We start from the raw sequence: 17,130 nt of genomic DNA on the forward strand, positions 1-17,130 counted from the left end.
TGCAATCGCAGTGCCCGCGGCGCTTACGGCCAGGGCGAGACGGGCGGCCTCGGGACTATGCGGGCGATCGGAAAACATTGCATACGCATAGCAATATTTCCATCACCGGGCGTCCGTCGCCGAGCGCGGCGGGTCGGGCGGGAAAGACAGCTTCTTCAGTAGGCCGTCGACGACTGCGCGGCCCACAGATGGGCGGCGACCAGCGCGCGCCAGGGCGAGAACTCAGCGAGCCATTCCTTGGCCAGGTTTTCGCCGATGCGGTCGGGGGACGCGAGCAGCGTCTGGATGCCGCGTCGCACGGCGACGTCGCCGTGAAGCGATCCGTCGAGCCAGCCGAATCCGCGCAGCAGCATGTAATTGACGGTCCAGGGGCCGATGCCGCGCACTTCGAGCAGCCGGTCGCGGATCTCGTCGACGGGCAGCACGACGGGCAAGGTCTGGCACCACGCCTCGAGTGGGAGCCGATCTTCGGCTGCGAGTTGCGACACGGTCAGGAGCGTTCTTGCCTTCGCGGCCGAAAAACCCGCGCCCCTGAGCTCGTCCTCGGCCAACGCGCCGACCCGGCCCGGCTCCGGATAGCACATCAGCCCGCCCGAATGCCGTACGCCCGTTGCGAGAATCAGTTTGCGGCGCAACGACACGGCGGCCCTGACGCTGATCTGCTGCCCCGTAATCGCCCAGGTCAGCGCTTCGAACGGCGTCGCCGTCACCGGCACGCGCAAGCCGGCCTGGCGAGCCAGTACGGGACCCAGGCCAGGATGATCGCGATAGCGCGCCTCGAAGTCCTCGACGCCCTGCCCCAGTCCGAGCATGCGGCGCACCATGGTTTCGAAGCGCTCTTCCCCGGCGGCGGCCGCGTCGCCGTCGATCGCGAGCTCGGCCGTGGCCTGCGCGGCGCCGAAATGGATGCAGAGGCATGCCGGCCGCCCGTCCCACAGCATCCCCTTCTCCAGCCTGTCCGCGCCCACCCGTTCGGCGACTTCCTGTGCGTCGCGCTTGTGAAAGGCGAGGATATCCCGGGGCCGGAAGCCGGCAGGAAGCAGCAGGATGCAGGAAAACCGTGCGCTCATCGCAGAGGTCGGAAGATCGGCGGAAAGCCTTACTTTAGGCCCGATACGCCTTCGACGCACTCCGCCTCTTGCTGTCGAATTCGTCGAGCCCTCAGTGCACCTGCGGCTCGCCTGCCGGTGCCCAGCGCCAATCGGCGAAGGACTCCGCGAGGATCGGCTCGCTGATCACGTAGCCCTGCGCGATGTCGCAGCCCTGTGCCGACAGGTGTTCCCAGCCGGCCGCGTTCTCGACGCCCTCGGCGACGACTTCGAGGTCGAGGTCGTGCGCGAGGTCGATCGTCGAGCGCACGATGACCGCCGAATCGTTGTCCGAAAGCATGTCATGGACGAAGGACTTGTCGATCTTGATCGCATCGACGGGCAGCTTCTGCAGGTAGGCAAGCGAGGAATAGCCGGTGCCGAAGTCGTCGATGAAGAGATCCGTCCCGAGATCCTTCAGGCGATACAGCGTCTCAAGGCTGCCGGCCGGATCCTGCATCAGCGCGCTTTCGGTGAGCTCGAACTGCACTGTCGTCGGGTCAGCCCCCCACGTCGCGAAGTGGTTGCGTACGCGCTCGAGCAGCTTGGGATCGCGCAGATCTCGTGCGGAGAGATTGACGGCCACCGGCATCACCAGGCCGGCTTCGCGCCACACGTAGCTCTGCCGGAAGGCGGCCTGCATCACCCAGTCGGTCAGCGGGCTGATCAGTCCGCTGTGCTCCGCGAGACCGATGAAATCGCCCGGCCAGAGCGTGCCGCGCTGCGGGTGTTCCCAGCGCACCAGCGCCTCGACACCGCACAGCGCGCGGTTAGAGAAGCGCGCCTTCGGCTGGCAGTAGAGCCGCATCTCGCCGCGCTCGATGGCGCGGTGGAGGTCGCCGATCAGCGCCAGACGCTGCGCGCATTCGCGATCCCGCCCACCGGTGTAAAGCGCGTGTCCCTGGCCCTGCTGGCGCGCCTGGTGCATCGCTACGTTGGCGCGGCGGATCAGCACGTCGGGTTCGTTGCCGTGCCCCGGGAAGACGGCCGTGCCGATGCTCGCACCGGCGTCGAGCATGATCTCCCCGACGGCGATCGGCTCGAGGAGTTCGAGCAACAGGCGTTGCGCCGTACGCGAAGCGGCGGCGGCATCGGCGCGCTGCAGCAGGATCGCGAACTCGGATTCGCCGACGCGCGCGATGTTGGCCGCGTCCGGAATCACCTTGCGGATGCGCGCCGTGATCTCGCACAGCATCGCGTCGCCCTGCTGGTAGCCGAGGGTCTCGTTGATCTCCTGGAAGTGGTTCACGCCCAGCACCAGCAAGGCGAGCGGCGAACTCCACGCCTTGGCGGCCTCGATTTCGGCGGCGAGGCGCATGCGCAGGCGCCAGCGGTTCGGCAGCCCCGTCAGCGCATCCTCCTCGGCCATGCGCTTGATCGTCTCCTGCGCCTCGCGGCTCTTCTGGTGCATGCGCAGCGTCGCGATGCCGAAGGCGAGATCCTCGGCAAGTTCGGTCAGAAGATCGACTTCCGCAGCATCGAAGGCATCCACTTCGCCCGCCGCGATGGTCAGGTTGCCGAGAATCTCGTCGCCCACCCGCAGCGGGAACGCCGTGAATGCGAGCAGGCCGCGGCTCAGATCCTCCTCGCGCCACGGCGCGAGCCCGGGGTCGTCGCGGGTGACCCGGCCGATGCTCGGTTGTCCGGTCCGGATCGCCATACCGGTCGCCCCGCGTCCGCGTTCGCCGTCGGCCCAGGTAAGTCCCTGCGCATCGAGGAAGGCGCGGTCGATGCCGGAGTGCGCCTGCACCGCGATGGTCTTGGCCTCGTCGTGCTGCGCGAAGCCGACCCATGCCATCCGATAGCCGCCCTCTTCGACGATGATGCGGCAGATGTCCCCGAGCAGCTGGTGTTCCTCGGTGGCGCGAACCAGGCTGCGGTTCACGGCGCTCAGCGTCTTGCGGGCCCTATCGACGCGTTGAAGTGCCCTCTCCGCTTCGGCGTGGCGTTGTGCCCGACGCAGCGCGCCGATCCCGTACGCGACGCCCTCGGCGATCTCCTGCAACAAGTCGATCGCCTCCGGGCCGAAACCATCGGCGCAGTCGGTCGCGACCAGCAGCGCGCCCGGTACCTTGGCGGCGCCGGGCAGCGGCAAGATCGCGATGAAGGGGGGATGGCCTGCGGGGTGCCGATACGCTTTGCCACCGTTCGCCGCGACGCCAGCGTCATCGGCGCAGCCCTGGATCACGAACGGGCGGCCCGCACGGATCGCATCGCGGATGTCCATCGTCCCGTTCGCCTCGTCGAGGTCCAGCAGTTCGTGCTCGCCCTGGTTGTCGGGCGGCAGGCCGCAGGACGCGACGTTGTGCAGGGTGAGGCATTCCGAATCGGCGTAGTGGACTGCGGCGAAGCGGTAGCCGGCCGTGTCGACCAGGGCCTGGCAGACCTTGCTGATCAGATCACCTTCCTTCGTCGCCAGGCGCAACGCGAGGTGAATTGCCCGCAGGGCCAACAAGGCTTGTCGCGCCGACTGCTGCTCGGCGACGAGCGTCGCTGCCTTGTTTCCCTTGCCCCGAACCCGTCCGTTCATGGCCCGCCTCGAAATATGCCTGGTACTAAGGTAAGTAACGCTTCATCCAGGTTTTGAGCTGACTTGAGGGGCTACTACTTTCAACATAGCAGGCCCTTACCGTACCCGCGTCGGGAACATGACTATTCTGTGCGATGCATGCCCTTGCGCAGCGGTACCAGCAGGCCGCTCAAGCCATTGTGGTCGAGTTCGTGCATCAACGCGAGGAGCTGTCCGAGCTTTCCCGCCGGAAAACCTTCCCGCCCGAACCAGTTGAGGTAATTCCCCGGCAGGTCCGCGATCAGGCGGCCCTTGTACTTGCCGTAGGGCATCTCGGTCGTCAGGAGGGCTTCGAGATGCTCGGGATTCATTGTTGGGCCGTCCCGGCCGAGACCGTCGCTGCGAGGATAGCCGTCAGCAGGTGCCACACGCGCCCGACCGACGCGATCTCGACGCGCTCGCCGGGCGCGTGGGCGCCGCGGATCGTCGGGCCGAAGGACACGATCTGCATGTCCGGATACTTCGCGACGATCAGCCCGCATTCGAGCCCCGCGTGGATGACCTGCACGTGCGACTCGGCGCCGAACTCATGCCGATAGACGGCGCGGCACAGCGCGAGCAGCGGAGAATCGGCCTGCGGTGCCCAGCCCGGATACTGCCCTGACGGCTCGGCGCGGGTCCCGGACAGACTGAAGAGGCTCACGATCTCGTCGGCGAGCGCCAACGCCGTGTCGTCGAGCAGGGAGCGGACCATGAAATTGCACGAGCCCTCGGCTGGCGTCAGCGACACGACGCCGAGGTTGTTGGAGGTCTCAACCACGCCCGGCACGCTGAGGCTGCGCCGATGCACGCCGTGCGGCGCCGCGTGGAGGGACGCGAGCCACACGGCCTGGTCCTCGGCCGACATCACCGGTCCCGAATCGTCCTGCACGAGCCGTAGGCTCACGCCTTCGTCGACGCCCTTCAGCTCGACGCGCAAGCGTTCTTCCCACGACGCGAGGGCCGCCGCGATCTCGGCCCCGCGCCCTTGCGGAACGGCCACCCGGGCGACGGCATCCCGCGGCAGCGCGTTGCGGGCCGAGCCGCCCGCGAGCCCGGCGAGACGCAGCGGTACCAGCCGTTCGAGGTCGCGCAGCACGCGGACCAGCAGCTTGATCGCGTTGCCGCGCTCCTCGTGGATATCCACGCCCGAATGTCCGCCGCGCAAGCCATGCAGCTCGATGCGCCAGGGCTCGAAGTCCGTCGGGCAATGCTCCGGTGCGCCGTCGCAGTGCACATTGACGTCCAGCCCGCCGGCGCAGCCGATGTAGAACTCGCCCCACTCCTCGGTGTCCACGTTGAGCATCAGCCGCCCCTGCAGCACGCCCGCCTCCAGTCCTTGCGCGCCGCCCATGCCGGCTTCCTCGTCCACCGTCAGCAGCGCCTCGATCGGCCCATGCGCGAGCGACGCGTCTTCGAGCACCGACAGGATCAGCGCAACGCCGATGCCGTTGTCCGCCCCGAGCGTCGTCCCATCGGCCACGAGCCAGTCGCCCTCGCGCAAAGGCCGGATCGGATCGCGCGAAAAGTCATGCGCCGAATCGGGATTCTTCTGGCACACCATGTCGAGGTGCCCCTGCAACACGACGCCGGGTGCGTCTTCGCAACCCGGGGCGGCGGGTTTGCGGATCAGCAGGTTGCCGGCCGCATCCACCGTCGTCGCCAGACCCTTGTCGTTCGCCCACTGCCGGATGCGATCACGCAAGGCGGCCTCGGCCTTCGACTGGCGCGGGACGCTGCACAAGGTGGCGAAATGGGCCCACACGGTGGCGGGCTCGAGACCGGAAAAGACGGGATCGGACATGAGGTGTTTCACTTTCGGGGTCGGATGCCGAATGGTAAGGCACGCCAGCCGCATTGGCGTCTTCTCGAAATGATTTGTTCGACATGGCCGCCGAAGATCCCATCGCCATCGGCCATGTGCGAGGCCATACTGAACAAGACTGCCAACCCTGGGAGGTGCAATCATGAGCCAGTCGACCGAAGGGATCGAACGCGACGTGCAGGCGGCCGTCGATGCCGATACGGCTACCGTTGCGGATCGCGTGCGGATGATCACCTTGAAGGCGCTCTCCGAGGGCAGGCTCGACTCGGCGGCGCTGAAGGACGTCACGAGCGCGGTGTTGCGCGGCGCGCAGCAAGGCATCGAGCGCCCCGACCGCGAACGGACGGAAGCGATGCGCCAGGCCGTGCGCGGACTCGACGAGGCGCTCGCGGCCGCGGCACAGGCCACCGTGCTCGCGATGCAGGAAGCCGTCGGTCGCGGCAGCGAATTCTCCAAGCAGGAGCTGAAGGGCACCCTGGACCAGATCGGCGCGATGGAATCCAACTTCCTGCACACGCTCGCCGACGCCGGCCGCGCCGCCAACGGCCTCGCCCGGACGACGCTGCGCGAATTGGCCGAGCATGCCCGCAGCAGCGGCACGCAGATCGGCAGCCGAGTCGCGGTGGCAAGTGCCGAGCTGACCCGTGCGCTCGCCGCCCTGACGCGCGATCAGGTGCAGACCGGCGCGCGGACGGTGCGCAACGAAGCGGGCCTCCTCGCCGCGCTGGCGTCCGGGATGCTCAGAGGGATCGCGGACCGGCTCGACCCGAGCCAGGCGAGCGACCGCAAGCCGCCCGCCCCGCCCCCGGCGCTGCCTCCCGCGCCGCCCGAGCTCTGACGCGTCCGCAATGCGGCGAGCTTGTCAGGGGCGTATGGTCGAAAGCCGGATCAGGACTGCTCGGTCGCGGACGCCACGGCGTCCTGGATCACGGCAAGCAGCGCGTCGGCAGCAGGATCGCTCGGCCGCTCGGGCTCTCGCGCCTGCTCCCCGAACTCGGAGATGAAGGCGCGTACGACGCCGTTGGTCCAGCCGAAGCCGTCCTGCACCGGGTACTCGCCGCCCCCCGCGAAGCGCGACATGTCGCAGACGTCGTACTTCTCCATCAGCTTGCCGGTGCGCTGATACACGCGGTCGGCGAGACTGACGAAGCGCGCGGCGATCTCCCGTGCCAGCACGGCATGACCGTGACGCAGCAGCCCCTGCACGACGATCCACTGTAGTGGCGCCCAACCGTTGGGGCTGTCCCACTGCTGGGGCGACTCCGTCAGCGTCGTCACGACGCCGCCGGGCCGCAGGAAGTGCGTCTCGATCACATGGGCGACTCGAGCCGCGTGTGCGTCGTCCAGCAGGCCGCAGTACAAGGGGAAGGCTCCGGCGAGCGACCAGCAGCCCGCCCGCGCGCCGTCGGTCCACGAGTAATCGAAGAACCAGCCGTTCTCCTCGTCCCAGCAGCACTCGACAAGCGCCGCCTTGCGCCGCTCCGCCGCCGCCGCGTAGTCCGCCGCCCGAGCGTCGCCGACGCGGCCCAGCCAGTCCGCGAGACACACCTCGACGCGATACAACAGGCTGTTCAGGTCGACCGGTAGCAGCTCCGTCGTCCGGATGCTCTCCAGCCCCTCCCCGTCGCGGCACCAGCGCGAGCTGAAATCCCAGCCCGATTCGGCGCCTGCGCGGAGATTGCGGTAGATCGCATGCTGGTACTCGGGTGCTGCAAGGTGGAAGAGCTCCACATCCTCGGCATAGGACTCTTCGCGCGGCGTGTTGCGCTCGTCCCAATAGCGATTGAGGACCACGTCCTCCCGCAGCATCACCGTCCGCCGATGGGCGAGCGGCCGGCCCGCAAAGCTGCGCACGCCGCGGTCCATCCAGTAGCGATACTCGGCTTCGAGCTGCGGCAGCCAGCGCGTGATCGCGTCGAACCCGGCCTTGCGCGCGAACAGTTCCAGCATCAGGCAGAACACCGGCGGCTGCGAACGGCTGATGAAATAGCGCCGGTTGCCGTTGGGGACGTGGCCGTAGGTATCGATCAGCCACGCGAAGTTCTGGATCATCGACTCGACGAGGTCGAGCCGCTCGGACGCGACCAGGCCCTCCATCGTGAAGTAGCTGTCCCAGTAGTAGATTTCGCGGAAGCGGCCTCCGGGGACGACATAAGGGTGCGGCAACGGAATCAGCGATCCCGTCTCGATGCCGCTAGGCTGGCGCGCGAGCACCGGCCATAGCGCGTCGATATGCGACGCGAGCGACGTCGCCTCCGCCGGTGCCGGCGCCTGGAGCTCGGACGACATCACGAAGTGCTTGCGCACGAAGTCTTCCAACAGCGCGCGGAAGCGCTCCTGGATCAGCTCGGGCGCGACGATCGGCACGCAGTCGGGAAAGGTCTTCGAATCGGCGAAGAGACGAAGAAGCTGGACCGCGTGGAACAATGCGTCGGTGGACTTGTGCCCGGAATCGCTCACGTTCGTTCCCTTTCAGTGTGCCGCGTTCGCGCGAACCCGCTCCGAAAACACGATCGGTGCTGCCTGGCCGGGTTCAGCGTCGGAAGCGCCGACGCGCAGCCGCGGATAGGCCTCGCCCGTTTCCGCAAACAGGTGGCAGTGCTCCGCCGGCAGCCGATAGCCGACCGTCTCGCCCGCCGTCACGGTGCTGCGCCGCGGGTTGCGCACGACCCAGGGGTCGCCGCGGCCGGCGTTGTCGAGATAGTGGTAAGTCTCGTTACCCATGTGTTCGACGAACAACACGTCCGCAAGATTCGGCGCATCAGCGACTTCGCCCCACTCGATGTGCTCGGGGCGGATGCCCAGCTTCACCGGGCGGCCTTGGTCGGCTGCCGGCGTCGCGACCGGGATCGCAAGCTCCTTGCCGCTCCAGAGCTGCACGATGCTCTCTTCCGCGCCGGCCCGCAGCAGCGTGCCCGGCATCAGGTTCATCTTAGGCGAGCCGATGAACTGTGCGACAAATTCGTTGGCAGGATGATCGTAAAGTTCCAGCGGCGAACCCACCTGCTCGACGTTGCCGCGGTTCAGCACGACGATCCGCTGTGCGAGCGTCATCGCCTCGACCTGATCGTGGGTCACGTAGATGATCGTGGACTTCAGCCGGCGATGCAGCGCGGCGATCTCCATCCGCATCTGCACGCGCAGCGCGGCATCGAGGTTCGACAGCGGCTCGTCGAAGAGGAAGAGCTTGGGCTCGCGCGCAATCGCGCGGCCGATCGCGACACGCTGGCGCTGGCCGCCGGAAAGATCCTTCGGACGACGCTGCAAGAGCGGTTCGAGCTGCAGGATGCGGGCGCTCTCCTCCACCCGGCGCGCGATCTCGGCCTTCGGCAGCTTCGCGAGCTGCAGGCCGAAGGCCATGTTTTCGTACACCGTCATGTGCGGATACAGCGCGTAGGACTGGAACACCATGCCGATGCCGCGCTCGGAGGGCGTGTCGTCGTTCACGCGCGTGCCGTCGATATACATGTCGCCGCCGGAGATGTCCTCCAGGCCGGCGATCATCCGCAGCAGCGTCGACTTGCCGCAGCCCGACGGGCCGACGATGACGACGAATTCGCCGCTATTCACCTGCAGATCGATGCCCTTGATGACCTGGGCCGTTTCGCCGTAGCGCTTGTTGAGTTTGTCGAGAGTCAGTTGAGCCATGTTCGTATTCCTTGTCGGGGTCGTATCTTCGTGGTCAGCCTTTCACTGCACCGGCGGTGAGCCCGCTGACGATGCGTTTCTGGAAGATCAGCACGAGGGCGATGATCGGGATGGTCACGACCACCGACGCGGCCATGATGTGTCCCCACGGCAGCTCGTACTGCGACGCCCCTTGCAGCATGCCGATCGCGACCGGCACGGTGCGGTGGTCGTTGGAGATGATGAAGGTCAGCGCGAACATGAACTCGTTCCACGCGCCGATGAAGGCCAAGAGCCCCGTCGTGACGAGCGACGGCCCCATGATCGGCGCGAACACGCGGGTGATGATCACCCACAGGCTTGCGCCGTCGACGATCGCGGCCTCTTCAAGTTCCACCGGAAGCGAGCGCATGAAGGTCGTCAGCACCCACACCGTGAAGGGCAGCGAGAAGGTCGTGTAGGACAGGATCAGCGAGCCGATCGAGTCGTACAGCCCGAGGAAGCGCACCAGCTCGAACATCCCCGACAACACCGCGACCTGCGGGAACATCGAAACGCACAGGATCGTGAAGAGGATGTACTTGCGCCCGCGGAAGCGCACCCGCGCCAGCGAGAACGCCGCGGTGATCGACACCAGCAGGCAGATCCCGACCGTCACCGTCGCGACCAGGAAGGAGTTCAAGAGGCTCCTGCCGACGCCGTTCTCGCCCAGTGCATTGACATAGTTCTCCCAGTGGAAGCCCGAAGGCAGGTAGTTCGGCAGGAAAAGCTCCTGCCCGGTCCGGAGCGACGTCAGCACCGCGTTGTAGAACGGGAAGACGCAGATCACCGTCACGACCAGCGCCGCAAAGTAGATCCAGAACTTCGCGCCCGCCTCTCTCTGTTTGCGAGTGAGCTTCATTGCCGCGCCTCCTTGCCTTCGTGGCTGAAGCGGTTGATCCACAGGAAGCAGGCCGCAATGCCGGCCACCATCATGAACACCAGCACCGACGCGGCCGAGCCCGCGCCCATCTCCTGGAAGGACACCATGCGTTCGCGGGCGTAGCCGGAGATCGAGATGGTCGCCTCGCTGTTCGAGGTCAGCACGTAGATCAGGTCGAACACGCGCAGCGCGTCCATCACGCGGAAGATCAGCGCGACGATCATTGCCGGCATGATCAACGGCAGCGTGATTCGGCGGAACCGCTGCCAGGCGTTGGCGCCATCGACGCGCGCCGCCTCGTAGAGGTCCGTCGGGATCATCTGCAGCGCCGCGAGCAGCATCAGCGCCATGAAGGGAACCGTCTTCCACACGTCGGCGATCACCACCGCCCACATCGACAGCGTCGGTTCGGCGATCCACGCCAGCGCCCCGTCAATCAGGCCGGCGCGCGTCAGCAGGTCGTTTACGACGCCGTACTGATCGTGGAACATCCAGCCCCACATCTTCGCGGTGACGATGGTCGGGATCGCCCACGGAACCAGGATCGCCGCGCGAACCAGGCCCTGGCCGCGGAACTTCTGGTTCATCAGCAGTGCGAGCAGCATGCCGAAGACCAGTTCCAGCGACACCGAGCAGGCCGTGAACCACAAGGTGTTGCCCACCGCCTGCCACCACAGCGGGTCGGCGAGCACCCCGAAGCGCTCGCCATTGGCGAAGTCGAGATAGTTCGCCAGTCCGACGAAGTTGTACTCGTCGGGCGTGTCCATTGCGGCGTCGGTGAAGCTGTAGAACAGCGTGCGCACCAGCGGCCATCCGGCGACCGCGAACAACAGCAGCAGCGCCGGCGCGACGAGCAGCCAGGCGGCGCGGGCGCGGCGTTGCTGCAGGCTGCGCTTGCGCGGCGCGGCTCTCGGTCCGGCCGTCGTCCCCGCAAGTGCAGGCCCGGAAGCAGGCAGCAGCCCTTGGGAATTGTGAGTCATGAAGGTCTCCTCCTTTATATGGCCCAGCCATCTGCAAGCTCCGTTCGCCGAAGGGCTCAGCGCGAACGGTTATTGGCTGGGCGGAGCGTTGAGTGGGATGCAGCGCGTGCTCCGCATTTCGCATGCCGGATTGACTCGCCGGTCCTTACTTCCACTCCCTGCCCTTGATGCGCTTCAGCTTGTCTTCCAGATCGGCGACCGCCTGCTCGCCCGTCGCGCGGCCGCTCAACACGTCATAACCGGCGTTGAAGACGGCCTTCGAGACTTTCGGGAACTGCGAGCGCGTCGGCGTCGAAGGCCGCGGGACGGCGTTCGCGAAGACATCCTTGAACTCCGCGAGGTAAGGCGCCTTGGCCTGGACTTCGGCGTCCTGATAGCTCTCCATGCGCGCCGGCGGGATGCCCAGCAGCAGGAAGGCGCGCTTCTGCGTTTCCGCATCGGACAGGATGCGCACGAGCTTCGCGCCGGCTTCGGGATTCTTCGAGTACGCGCTCACCGCCCACTGCCAGCCGCCGAGGGTCGCGGCGTGCTGCCCGTCCTCGCCCCCCATCGGGATCGGCGCGACGCCGACCTTGCCCTTCACCGGGCTCGACTTGTCCTGTGTCAGAAGATAGGCATACGGCCAGTTGCGCATGAAGACCGCGTCGCCGTTCTGGAACACCGCGCGCGACTCTTCTTCCTGATAGCCCATCACGCCCTTCGGTGCGATTGTTCCGACCCAGCTCGCGGCCGTGTTCAACGCCTTCGCGGCCTTCGGGTTATTGACCGTGACGTTGCCCGCCGGATCGACGAAGGTGCCGCCGTTGTAGGACGCGACCCATTCCAGCACGTCGCAGGAGAGCCCCTCGTAGGCCTTGCCCTGGAACACCAGGCCCCACATGTTCTTCAGCCCGGCATCGCGCTCGGCTTTCTGGATCTTCGTCGCGATCCGCGCCATCTCTTCCCAGGTCTTGGGCGGCTGCTCCTTGTACTTCTCGAGCAGATCCTTGCGGTAGTACAGCATCCCCGCATCGAGCTGGCCGGGGACGGCCTTGACGCGGCCATTCACGACATTGTTCTTCCAGTTGTTCGGAAAGAAGGCCGGCTCCAGGTCCTTGACCTTGTCGGTGAGGTCGTAGAGGTGCTTGTCGAGCAGGCCGACCCAGATCACATCGACCGACAGCACGTCGACCGCGCCGCCGTCCTTCGCGGCGAAGATCTGCTGATAGAGCGCGAGCTTCTCGTCGGACGCGGCCGGCATCTCGATGAATTCGAGCTTGTGCGGCGTCTCGGACTCGAAGCGCTGCTTCACGTGCTCGCAGTACGGCTTCATCGCGCCCGAGATGTTGCAGGCCATCTTCAGCGTGTCGGCATGCGCGGCGGGCAGCACGGCGAACAGGGTCGCGGCCAAGGCGGCGGGCAGCAGTTTCTTCATGGTGTCTCCTCGGTTATGTCTTGTGTTTTGATGCCGGCGGGCTCCGTCCCGCCGGTTGTTCGGATCAGCTCACGCGATAGACGCGCGCTTCATACGGGCGCAGCACCGCTTCGCGCGACTCTTCGTGGGGGGCGACCGTGATGTTCGCAAGGCACAGATCGGCATGGCGAAGCGCGAATCCGTCATGCCGATAAACGGCCTCCTTCCCCGACAGGTTCGTGATCACGACAAAAGCCTCGTCGTCGAGCGTGCGGGTATAGGCGTAGATCTGCGGATCGTCTTCCATCAACAGTGTGTAACGGCCATAGACCAGCGTCGGTTCGGCCTTGCGCAGCCGGATCAGCTTGCGGTGGTAGTTCAGCACCGAGTCCGGATCGTCCTGCTGCGCGGCGACGTTGATCGCGCTGAAGTTCTCGTTGACCTTCAGCCACGGTCGGCCGGATGTGAAGCCCGCGTTCGGCGTCCCATCCCACTGCATCGGCGTGCGCGAGTTGTCGCGGGCGACGACCGACAGCTTGGCGATCACCTCCTCCACCGGCACGCCCTTCCCGCGCTGCAGGGCATATTCGTTGCGGGCGAAGACGCAGTCGAAGTCGTCGATGTCGTCGAAGCGCACGTTCGTCATGCCGATTTCCTGGCCCTGGTAGATGAAGGGCGTTCCCTGCATCAGGAAGTACATCGTCGACAGCGCGGTCGTGCTCTCGCGCCAGTAGTGCTGCACGTCGCCCCACTTCGACACGATGCGCGGAATGTCGTGGTTTTCGAGGAACAGCGCGTTCCAGCCGATCCCGTCGAGCGTCGTTTGCCAGCGCGTGAAGATCTTCTTCAGCGCGACGAGGTCCAGCGGCGCGGACGGATCGTTCGCCCACAGCGTCAGGTGCTCGAACTGGAAGATCATGTTGAGCCGCTGCTGCTGCTCGCCGACCCACTCCACCGCCTGCCCCGCAGACACGCCGTTAGCCTCGCCGACCGTCATGATGTCGTAGTGGCGGAAGCTCTCCTTGCAGAGGCTGTCCATGTAGTCGAGCACGCCCGGCACGTTCATGTGCATGTCGAAGCTCGGCACGTACTCCAGCTTGTCGGGATTCGGCAGGTCCGGCAGGCCGGGCACCTTCTTCATGTGGCTGACCGCGTCGAGCCGGAAACCGTCGATGCCCTTGTCGAGCCACCAGCGCACCATGTCGTTCACGGCGCCGCGCACCTCCGGGTTCTCCCAGTTGAGGTCCGGCTGCTTGGTCGAGAAGAGGTGCAGGAAGTACTGACCGGTCGTCTCGTCGAGCTTCCACGCGGAGCCCTTGAAGATGCTTTCCCAGTTGTTCGGCTCCGCGCCGCCCTTGCCCTCGCGCCACACGTACCAGTCGCGCTTCGGGTTATCGCGCGAGGAACGCGATTCGACGAACCACGCATGCTCGTCGCTGGTGTGATTGACGACGAGGTCGAGGATCAGGCGCATGCCGCGGCTGTGCACCGCGTCGAGCAGGCGGTCGAAGTCCGCCATCGTGCCGAACTCCTCCATGATTGCGTGGTAGTCGGCGATGTCGTAGCCGTTGTCGTCGTTCGGCGACTTGTACATCGGGCAGATCCAGATCACGTCGACGCCGAGCGACTTCAGGTAGTCGAGGCGCATGGTGATGCCGTTGAGGTCGCCGACGCCGTCGCCGTTGGAGTCCATGAAGCTGCGCGGATAGATCTGGTAGGCGACCGCCTCCTTCCACCACGCCTTGCGGACGGGTTTGCTGTCCTGTTCTTTCATTGCGAGGGCTCTCCGTGAGTCCAGATTAGTTCGCCGATGCGCGCACGGCGATCGCGAAGGATTCGTAGGGTTTCAGTGCGAGTCGCGCGTCGAGGCGCGGGGGCACGTCGTAGTTGTGGATCAGGCAGTCGCCCGCGACGCCCTGCAGTTCGGGGGGCAGGTCGAGCTCGACCGTCTCGCCCGAAAAGTTGTTGATCACGACGATGCGCTCGTCGCCCAGACGGCGTTCGTAGGCGAAGAGCTGCGGGTGATCGTCGAAGAGCGGCAGGTAATCACCGTAGACGATCACCGGGTGCGCCTTGCGGATTGAGATCAGCCGACGGTAGTGATGGAAGACCGAGTCGGGATCGGCGAGCGCCGCTTCGGCATTGATTCCGACGTAGTTCGGATTCACCGGGATCCAAGGCTCGCCGCGCGTAAAACCGGCGTTGGGCGACGCGTCCCAATGCATCGGCGTGCGCGCATTGTCGCGGCCGTTGGCGTAGATGCCTTCCATCATCGCCTCGTGTGCGACGCCGGCCGCAATACGCTCGCGGTAGTGACCGAGCGACTCGATGTCGCGGTACGCCTCGATCGAATCGAAGCGCACGTTGGTCATGCCTAGCTCCTCGCCCTGGTAGACATAGGGCGTGCCCTTCAGGCAATGCAGCGCGGTCGCGAGCATCTTCGCGGACTCGACCCGGTAGCGGCCGTCGTCGCCGTACTTCGACACCGCGCGCGGCAAGTCGTGGTTGCACCAGAAGAGCGAGTTCCAGCCGCTGTCGGCGAGCTCGGTCTGCCACTTGGTCATCACGCGCTTGAACTCGACCAGATCGAAGGCGCGCGGCTTCCACTTGCCGTGCTCGGGATCGTGCGTGATCGTCACGTGCTCGAACTGGAACACCATCGATAGCTCACGCCGTGCCGGATCGGAATACAGCTTCGCGATGGCCGGCGTCGCGCTCCAGGTCTCGCCGACCGTCAGGACGTCGCGATGGCCGAAAGTCGCGGCGTTCATCTCGCGCAGCAGCTCGTGCAGGCGCGGACCGTTCGTCGTGATGCCGCGATCGACGTCCTTGCCGATCAGGTCGATCACGTCCATGCGGAAGCCGCCGATGTCGCGGTCGAGCCACCAGTTCATCATGCGGTGCACTTCGGCCTGGACCTTCGGATTCGCCCAGTTGAGGTCGGGCTGGCGCTTAGAGAACAGGTGGTAGTAGTACTCGCCGGTCGCCGCGTCGAACTCCCACGCGCTGCCGCCGAAGGCCGCGCGCTGCACGTCCGGGGGCGCACCGCCCTCACCCGGCGCCCGCCAGATGTAGTAATCGCGGTAGGGGTTGTCCTTGGATTTGCGCGCCTCGACGAACCACGGATGTTCGTCGGACGTGTGATTGACGACGAGGTCTATCACGATGCGGATGCCGCGCTCTTGCGCTTCCGCGATCAGCGTGTCCATCTCGGCGAGCGTGCCGAACTCCGGCGCGATGTCGCAGTAGTCAGAGATGTCGTAGCCGTTGTCATCCATCGGCGACTTGAACACCGGCGACAGCCAGATCACCTCGACGCCCAGCGTCTTCAGGTAGTCGAGCTTGCCGATGATTCCCGCGAGGTCGCCGATCCCGTCGCCGTTCGCGTCGCAAAAGCTGCGCGGATAGATCTGATAGACCACCGCGTCGTGCCACCACTTCGTTTCCAAGTTGTGTCTCCTCAGGGGCTTCGGGGTTTGCAGTGATTGTTTTTATGGACTGATAAAATCTTCCAAAGCGGTTTGGATCGTAGGCCAAAGCGCTTTGGATGTAAACTGATTTAGAGGCCGACGATCGGGTTCCTTAAGACGTTAGACTTGGGCTATCGAGTGGGCCGAATCGAAGGAGCCCGTTGCTGCCCGAGGGCCAGGTAAGGCAGACCCAGGAAATGGAAATGAAGGTCAATCTGAAGATGCTGTCCGAGTCGCTCGGACTGTCACAAACCACGGTCAGCCGGGCGCTCAACGGGTACTCGGACGTCAGCGAAGCGACGCGCCAGCGCGTGATCGAGGCCGCCAATCAGCTCGGCTACCAGCCCAACCCGCAGGCTCGCCATCTCGCGACCGGCCGCGCGGAGGCGATCGGGATCATCTACCCCTTCGGCGAGGGCGACTTGCGCGACGTGCGTTTCGGTGAAGTCGTGTCGGGGATCACCGAGCGGCTCGCCGAACAGAACCTCGACCTGATGATCCATTCGTCGCGTCCCGACCGCGAGCTGGAGACTTACCGGCGCATCATCGAGGGGCGGCGCGTGGACGCACTGGTCGTCGCACGGACCCGTCTCGATGATCCGCGCATCCAGTTCCTGCAGGAACGCAATTTCCCCTTCGTCGCCTACGGCCGCACCAACAGCCGTTTGCCCTACGCCTGGTTCGACTTCGACAACGAGGCCGGCGGGCGCCTGGCTGTCGAGCGCCTGATCGGACTGGGCCACCGCCGCATCGCGCTGATCCACGCCCCGCTCGTGCTGAATTTTGCGAAACAGCGTCATGCGGGATTCGTCGCGGGACTGCGCGCTGCGGGCATCGAGCCCGATCCCGCCCTGATCATCGAAGCCCCGCTCGACCGCATCGGCGGCTATGGTGCAGTCGGCAAGCTGCTCGCGCTGAAGGAGCCGCCCACGGCCCTCGTCGTGGACACCAACGTCGCCGGCGTCGGCGCGTTGCGCGCTTTGACGGAGGCAGGTTGGAAGCCCGGCAACGGGATGTCGCTGATCGTCTACGACGGCATCCCGACCGAGATTCCGCTGCCCTACACGGTCACGGGCGTCACGCAGGCAACCGGTGAAGCGAGCGGGCGTGCGATCGCCGACCTGGTGATCGGCGTGCTCGCGGGCAAGCGGCTCGAAGACCTGCACGTGCTGGCCCAGCCGAGCATCGCGCCGGGCGAGACCGACGGCCCTCCCCCGGCCGCCCAACGCAGGCGGGCGAAGGCCATCGGCGAGGAAACCCCCGGCTGACGCGGGAGC

At 66.1% G+C, this 17,130-nt stretch carries 13 protein-coding genes; 2 read left to right on the plus strand and 11 right to left on the minus strand.

Annotation, left to right across the window (positions count from 1 at the left end):
* Window positions 1–155: 155 nt before the first annotated feature.
* The 4 genes from VJ673_RS03340 to VJ673_RS03355 all read right to left on the minus strand — a co-directional run bounded on the left by VJ673_RS03340 (window position 156) and on the right by VJ673_RS03355 (window position 5,440).
* Window positions 156–1,070 carry a DNA-3-methyladenine glycosylase family protein gene (locus tag VJ673_RS03340; RefSeq protein ID WP_324124609.1) on the minus strand — a complete coding sequence of 305 codons (915 nt, stop codon included), beginning with the start codon at window positions 1,068–1,070 and terminating at the stop codon, window positions 156–158.
* Window positions 1,071–1,161: 91 nt separating this feature from the next.
* The gene (locus tag VJ673_RS03345; RefSeq protein WP_324124610.1) at window positions 1,162–3,618 is read right to left on the minus strand and encodes a bifunctional diguanylate cyclase/phosphodiesterase; all 2,457 of its coding nucleotides are present in this window, start codon (window positions 3,616–3,618) and stop codon (window positions 1,162–1,164) included.
* Window positions 3,619–3,740: 122 nt separating this feature from the next.
* On the minus strand, window positions 3,741–3,968 hold the full coding sequence (locus tag VJ673_RS03350) for a DUF3820 family protein (RefSeq protein WP_324124611.1): 228 nt from the start codon (window positions 3,966–3,968) through the stop codon (window positions 3,741–3,743).
* The gene (locus VJ673_RS03355; protein WP_324124612.1) at window positions 3,965–5,440 is read right to left on the minus strand and encodes an aminoacyl-histidine dipeptidase; all 1,476 of its coding nucleotides are present in this window, start codon (window positions 5,438–5,440) and stop codon (window positions 3,965–3,967) included. The genes VJ673_RS03350 and VJ673_RS03355 overlap by 4 nt, the downstream gene beginning before the upstream one ends.
* Window positions 5,441–5,603: 163 nt before the next feature.
* Here VJ673_RS03355 and VJ673_RS03360 point away from each other — a divergent pair, with 163 nt between their 5' ends.
* Window positions 5,604–6,299 carry a DUF6781 family protein gene (locus tag VJ673_RS03360; RefSeq protein ID WP_324124613.1) on the plus strand — a complete coding sequence of 232 codons (696 nt, stop codon included), beginning with the start codon at window positions 5,604–5,606 and terminating at the stop codon, window positions 6,297–6,299.
* Window positions 6,300–6,349: 50 nt separating this feature from the next.
* On the opposite strand, the gene treF is transcribed toward VJ673_RS03360, so the two are convergent.
* The 7 genes from treF to VJ673_RS03395 form a co-directional block, all read right to left on the minus strand.
* Window positions 6,350–7,921, minus strand: coding sequence for an alpha,alpha-trehalase TreF (treF, locus tag VJ673_RS03365; RefSeq protein ID WP_324124614.1), 1,572 nt, complete (start codon window positions 7,919–7,921; stop codon window positions 6,350–6,352).
* A gap of 12 nt (window positions 7,922–7,933) precedes the next feature.
* Entirely contained in the window at window positions 7,934–9,109 is a 1,176-nt protein-coding gene (locus VJ673_RS03370; RefSeq protein ID WP_324124615.1) for an ABC transporter ATP-binding protein, read from the minus strand.
* A gap of 34 nt (window positions 9,110–9,143) precedes the next feature.
* A complete protein-coding gene (locus tag VJ673_RS03375; RefSeq protein ID WP_324124616.1) occupies window positions 9,144–9,989 on the minus strand; it encodes a carbohydrate ABC transporter permease in 846 nt (281 codons plus the stop codon).
* On the minus strand, window positions 9,986–10,990 hold the full coding sequence (locus tag VJ673_RS03380) for a carbohydrate ABC transporter permease (RefSeq protein WP_324124617.1): 1,005 nt from the start codon (window positions 10,988–10,990) through the stop codon (window positions 9,986–9,988). Before VJ673_RS03380 ends, VJ673_RS03375 begins: the two co-directional genes overlap by 4 nt.
* 145 nt (window positions 10,991–11,135) lie before the next feature.
* Window positions 11,136–12,404: an ABC transporter substrate-binding protein gene (locus tag VJ673_RS03385; RefSeq protein WP_324124618.1), complete on the minus strand. Its 1,269-nt coding sequence runs from the start codon at window positions 12,402–12,404 to the stop codon at window positions 11,136–11,138.
* A gap of 64 nt (window positions 12,405–12,468) precedes the next feature.
* Window positions 12,469–14,157, minus strand: a complete 1,689-nt coding sequence (locus VJ673_RS03390; RefSeq protein ID WP_324124619.1) for a glycoside hydrolase family 13 protein — start codon at window positions 14,155–14,157, stop codon at window positions 12,469–12,471.
* Window positions 14,158–14,182: 25 nt separating this feature from the next.
* Window positions 14,183–15,832 carry a glycoside hydrolase family 13 protein gene (locus VJ673_RS03395; protein ID WP_324124620.1) on the minus strand — a complete coding sequence of 550 codons (1,650 nt, stop codon included), beginning with the start codon at window positions 15,830–15,832 and terminating at the stop codon, window positions 14,183–14,185.
* A gap of 224 nt (window positions 15,833–16,056) precedes the next feature.
* On the opposite strand from VJ673_RS03395, the gene VJ673_RS03400 reads away from it, so the two are divergent.
* Window positions 16,057–17,121: a substrate-binding domain-containing protein gene (locus tag VJ673_RS03400; protein WP_324124621.1), complete on the plus strand. Its 1,065-nt coding sequence runs from the start codon at window positions 16,057–16,059 to the stop codon at window positions 17,119–17,121.
* The last annotated feature ends 9 nt before the right edge of the window (window positions 17,122–17,130 follow it).

Origin of the sequence: Aromatoleum sp., from assembly GCF_035254505.1 — a bacterium.
Lineage (GTDB): Bacteria > Pseudomonadota > Gammaproteobacteria > Burkholderiales > Rhodocyclaceae > Aromatoleum.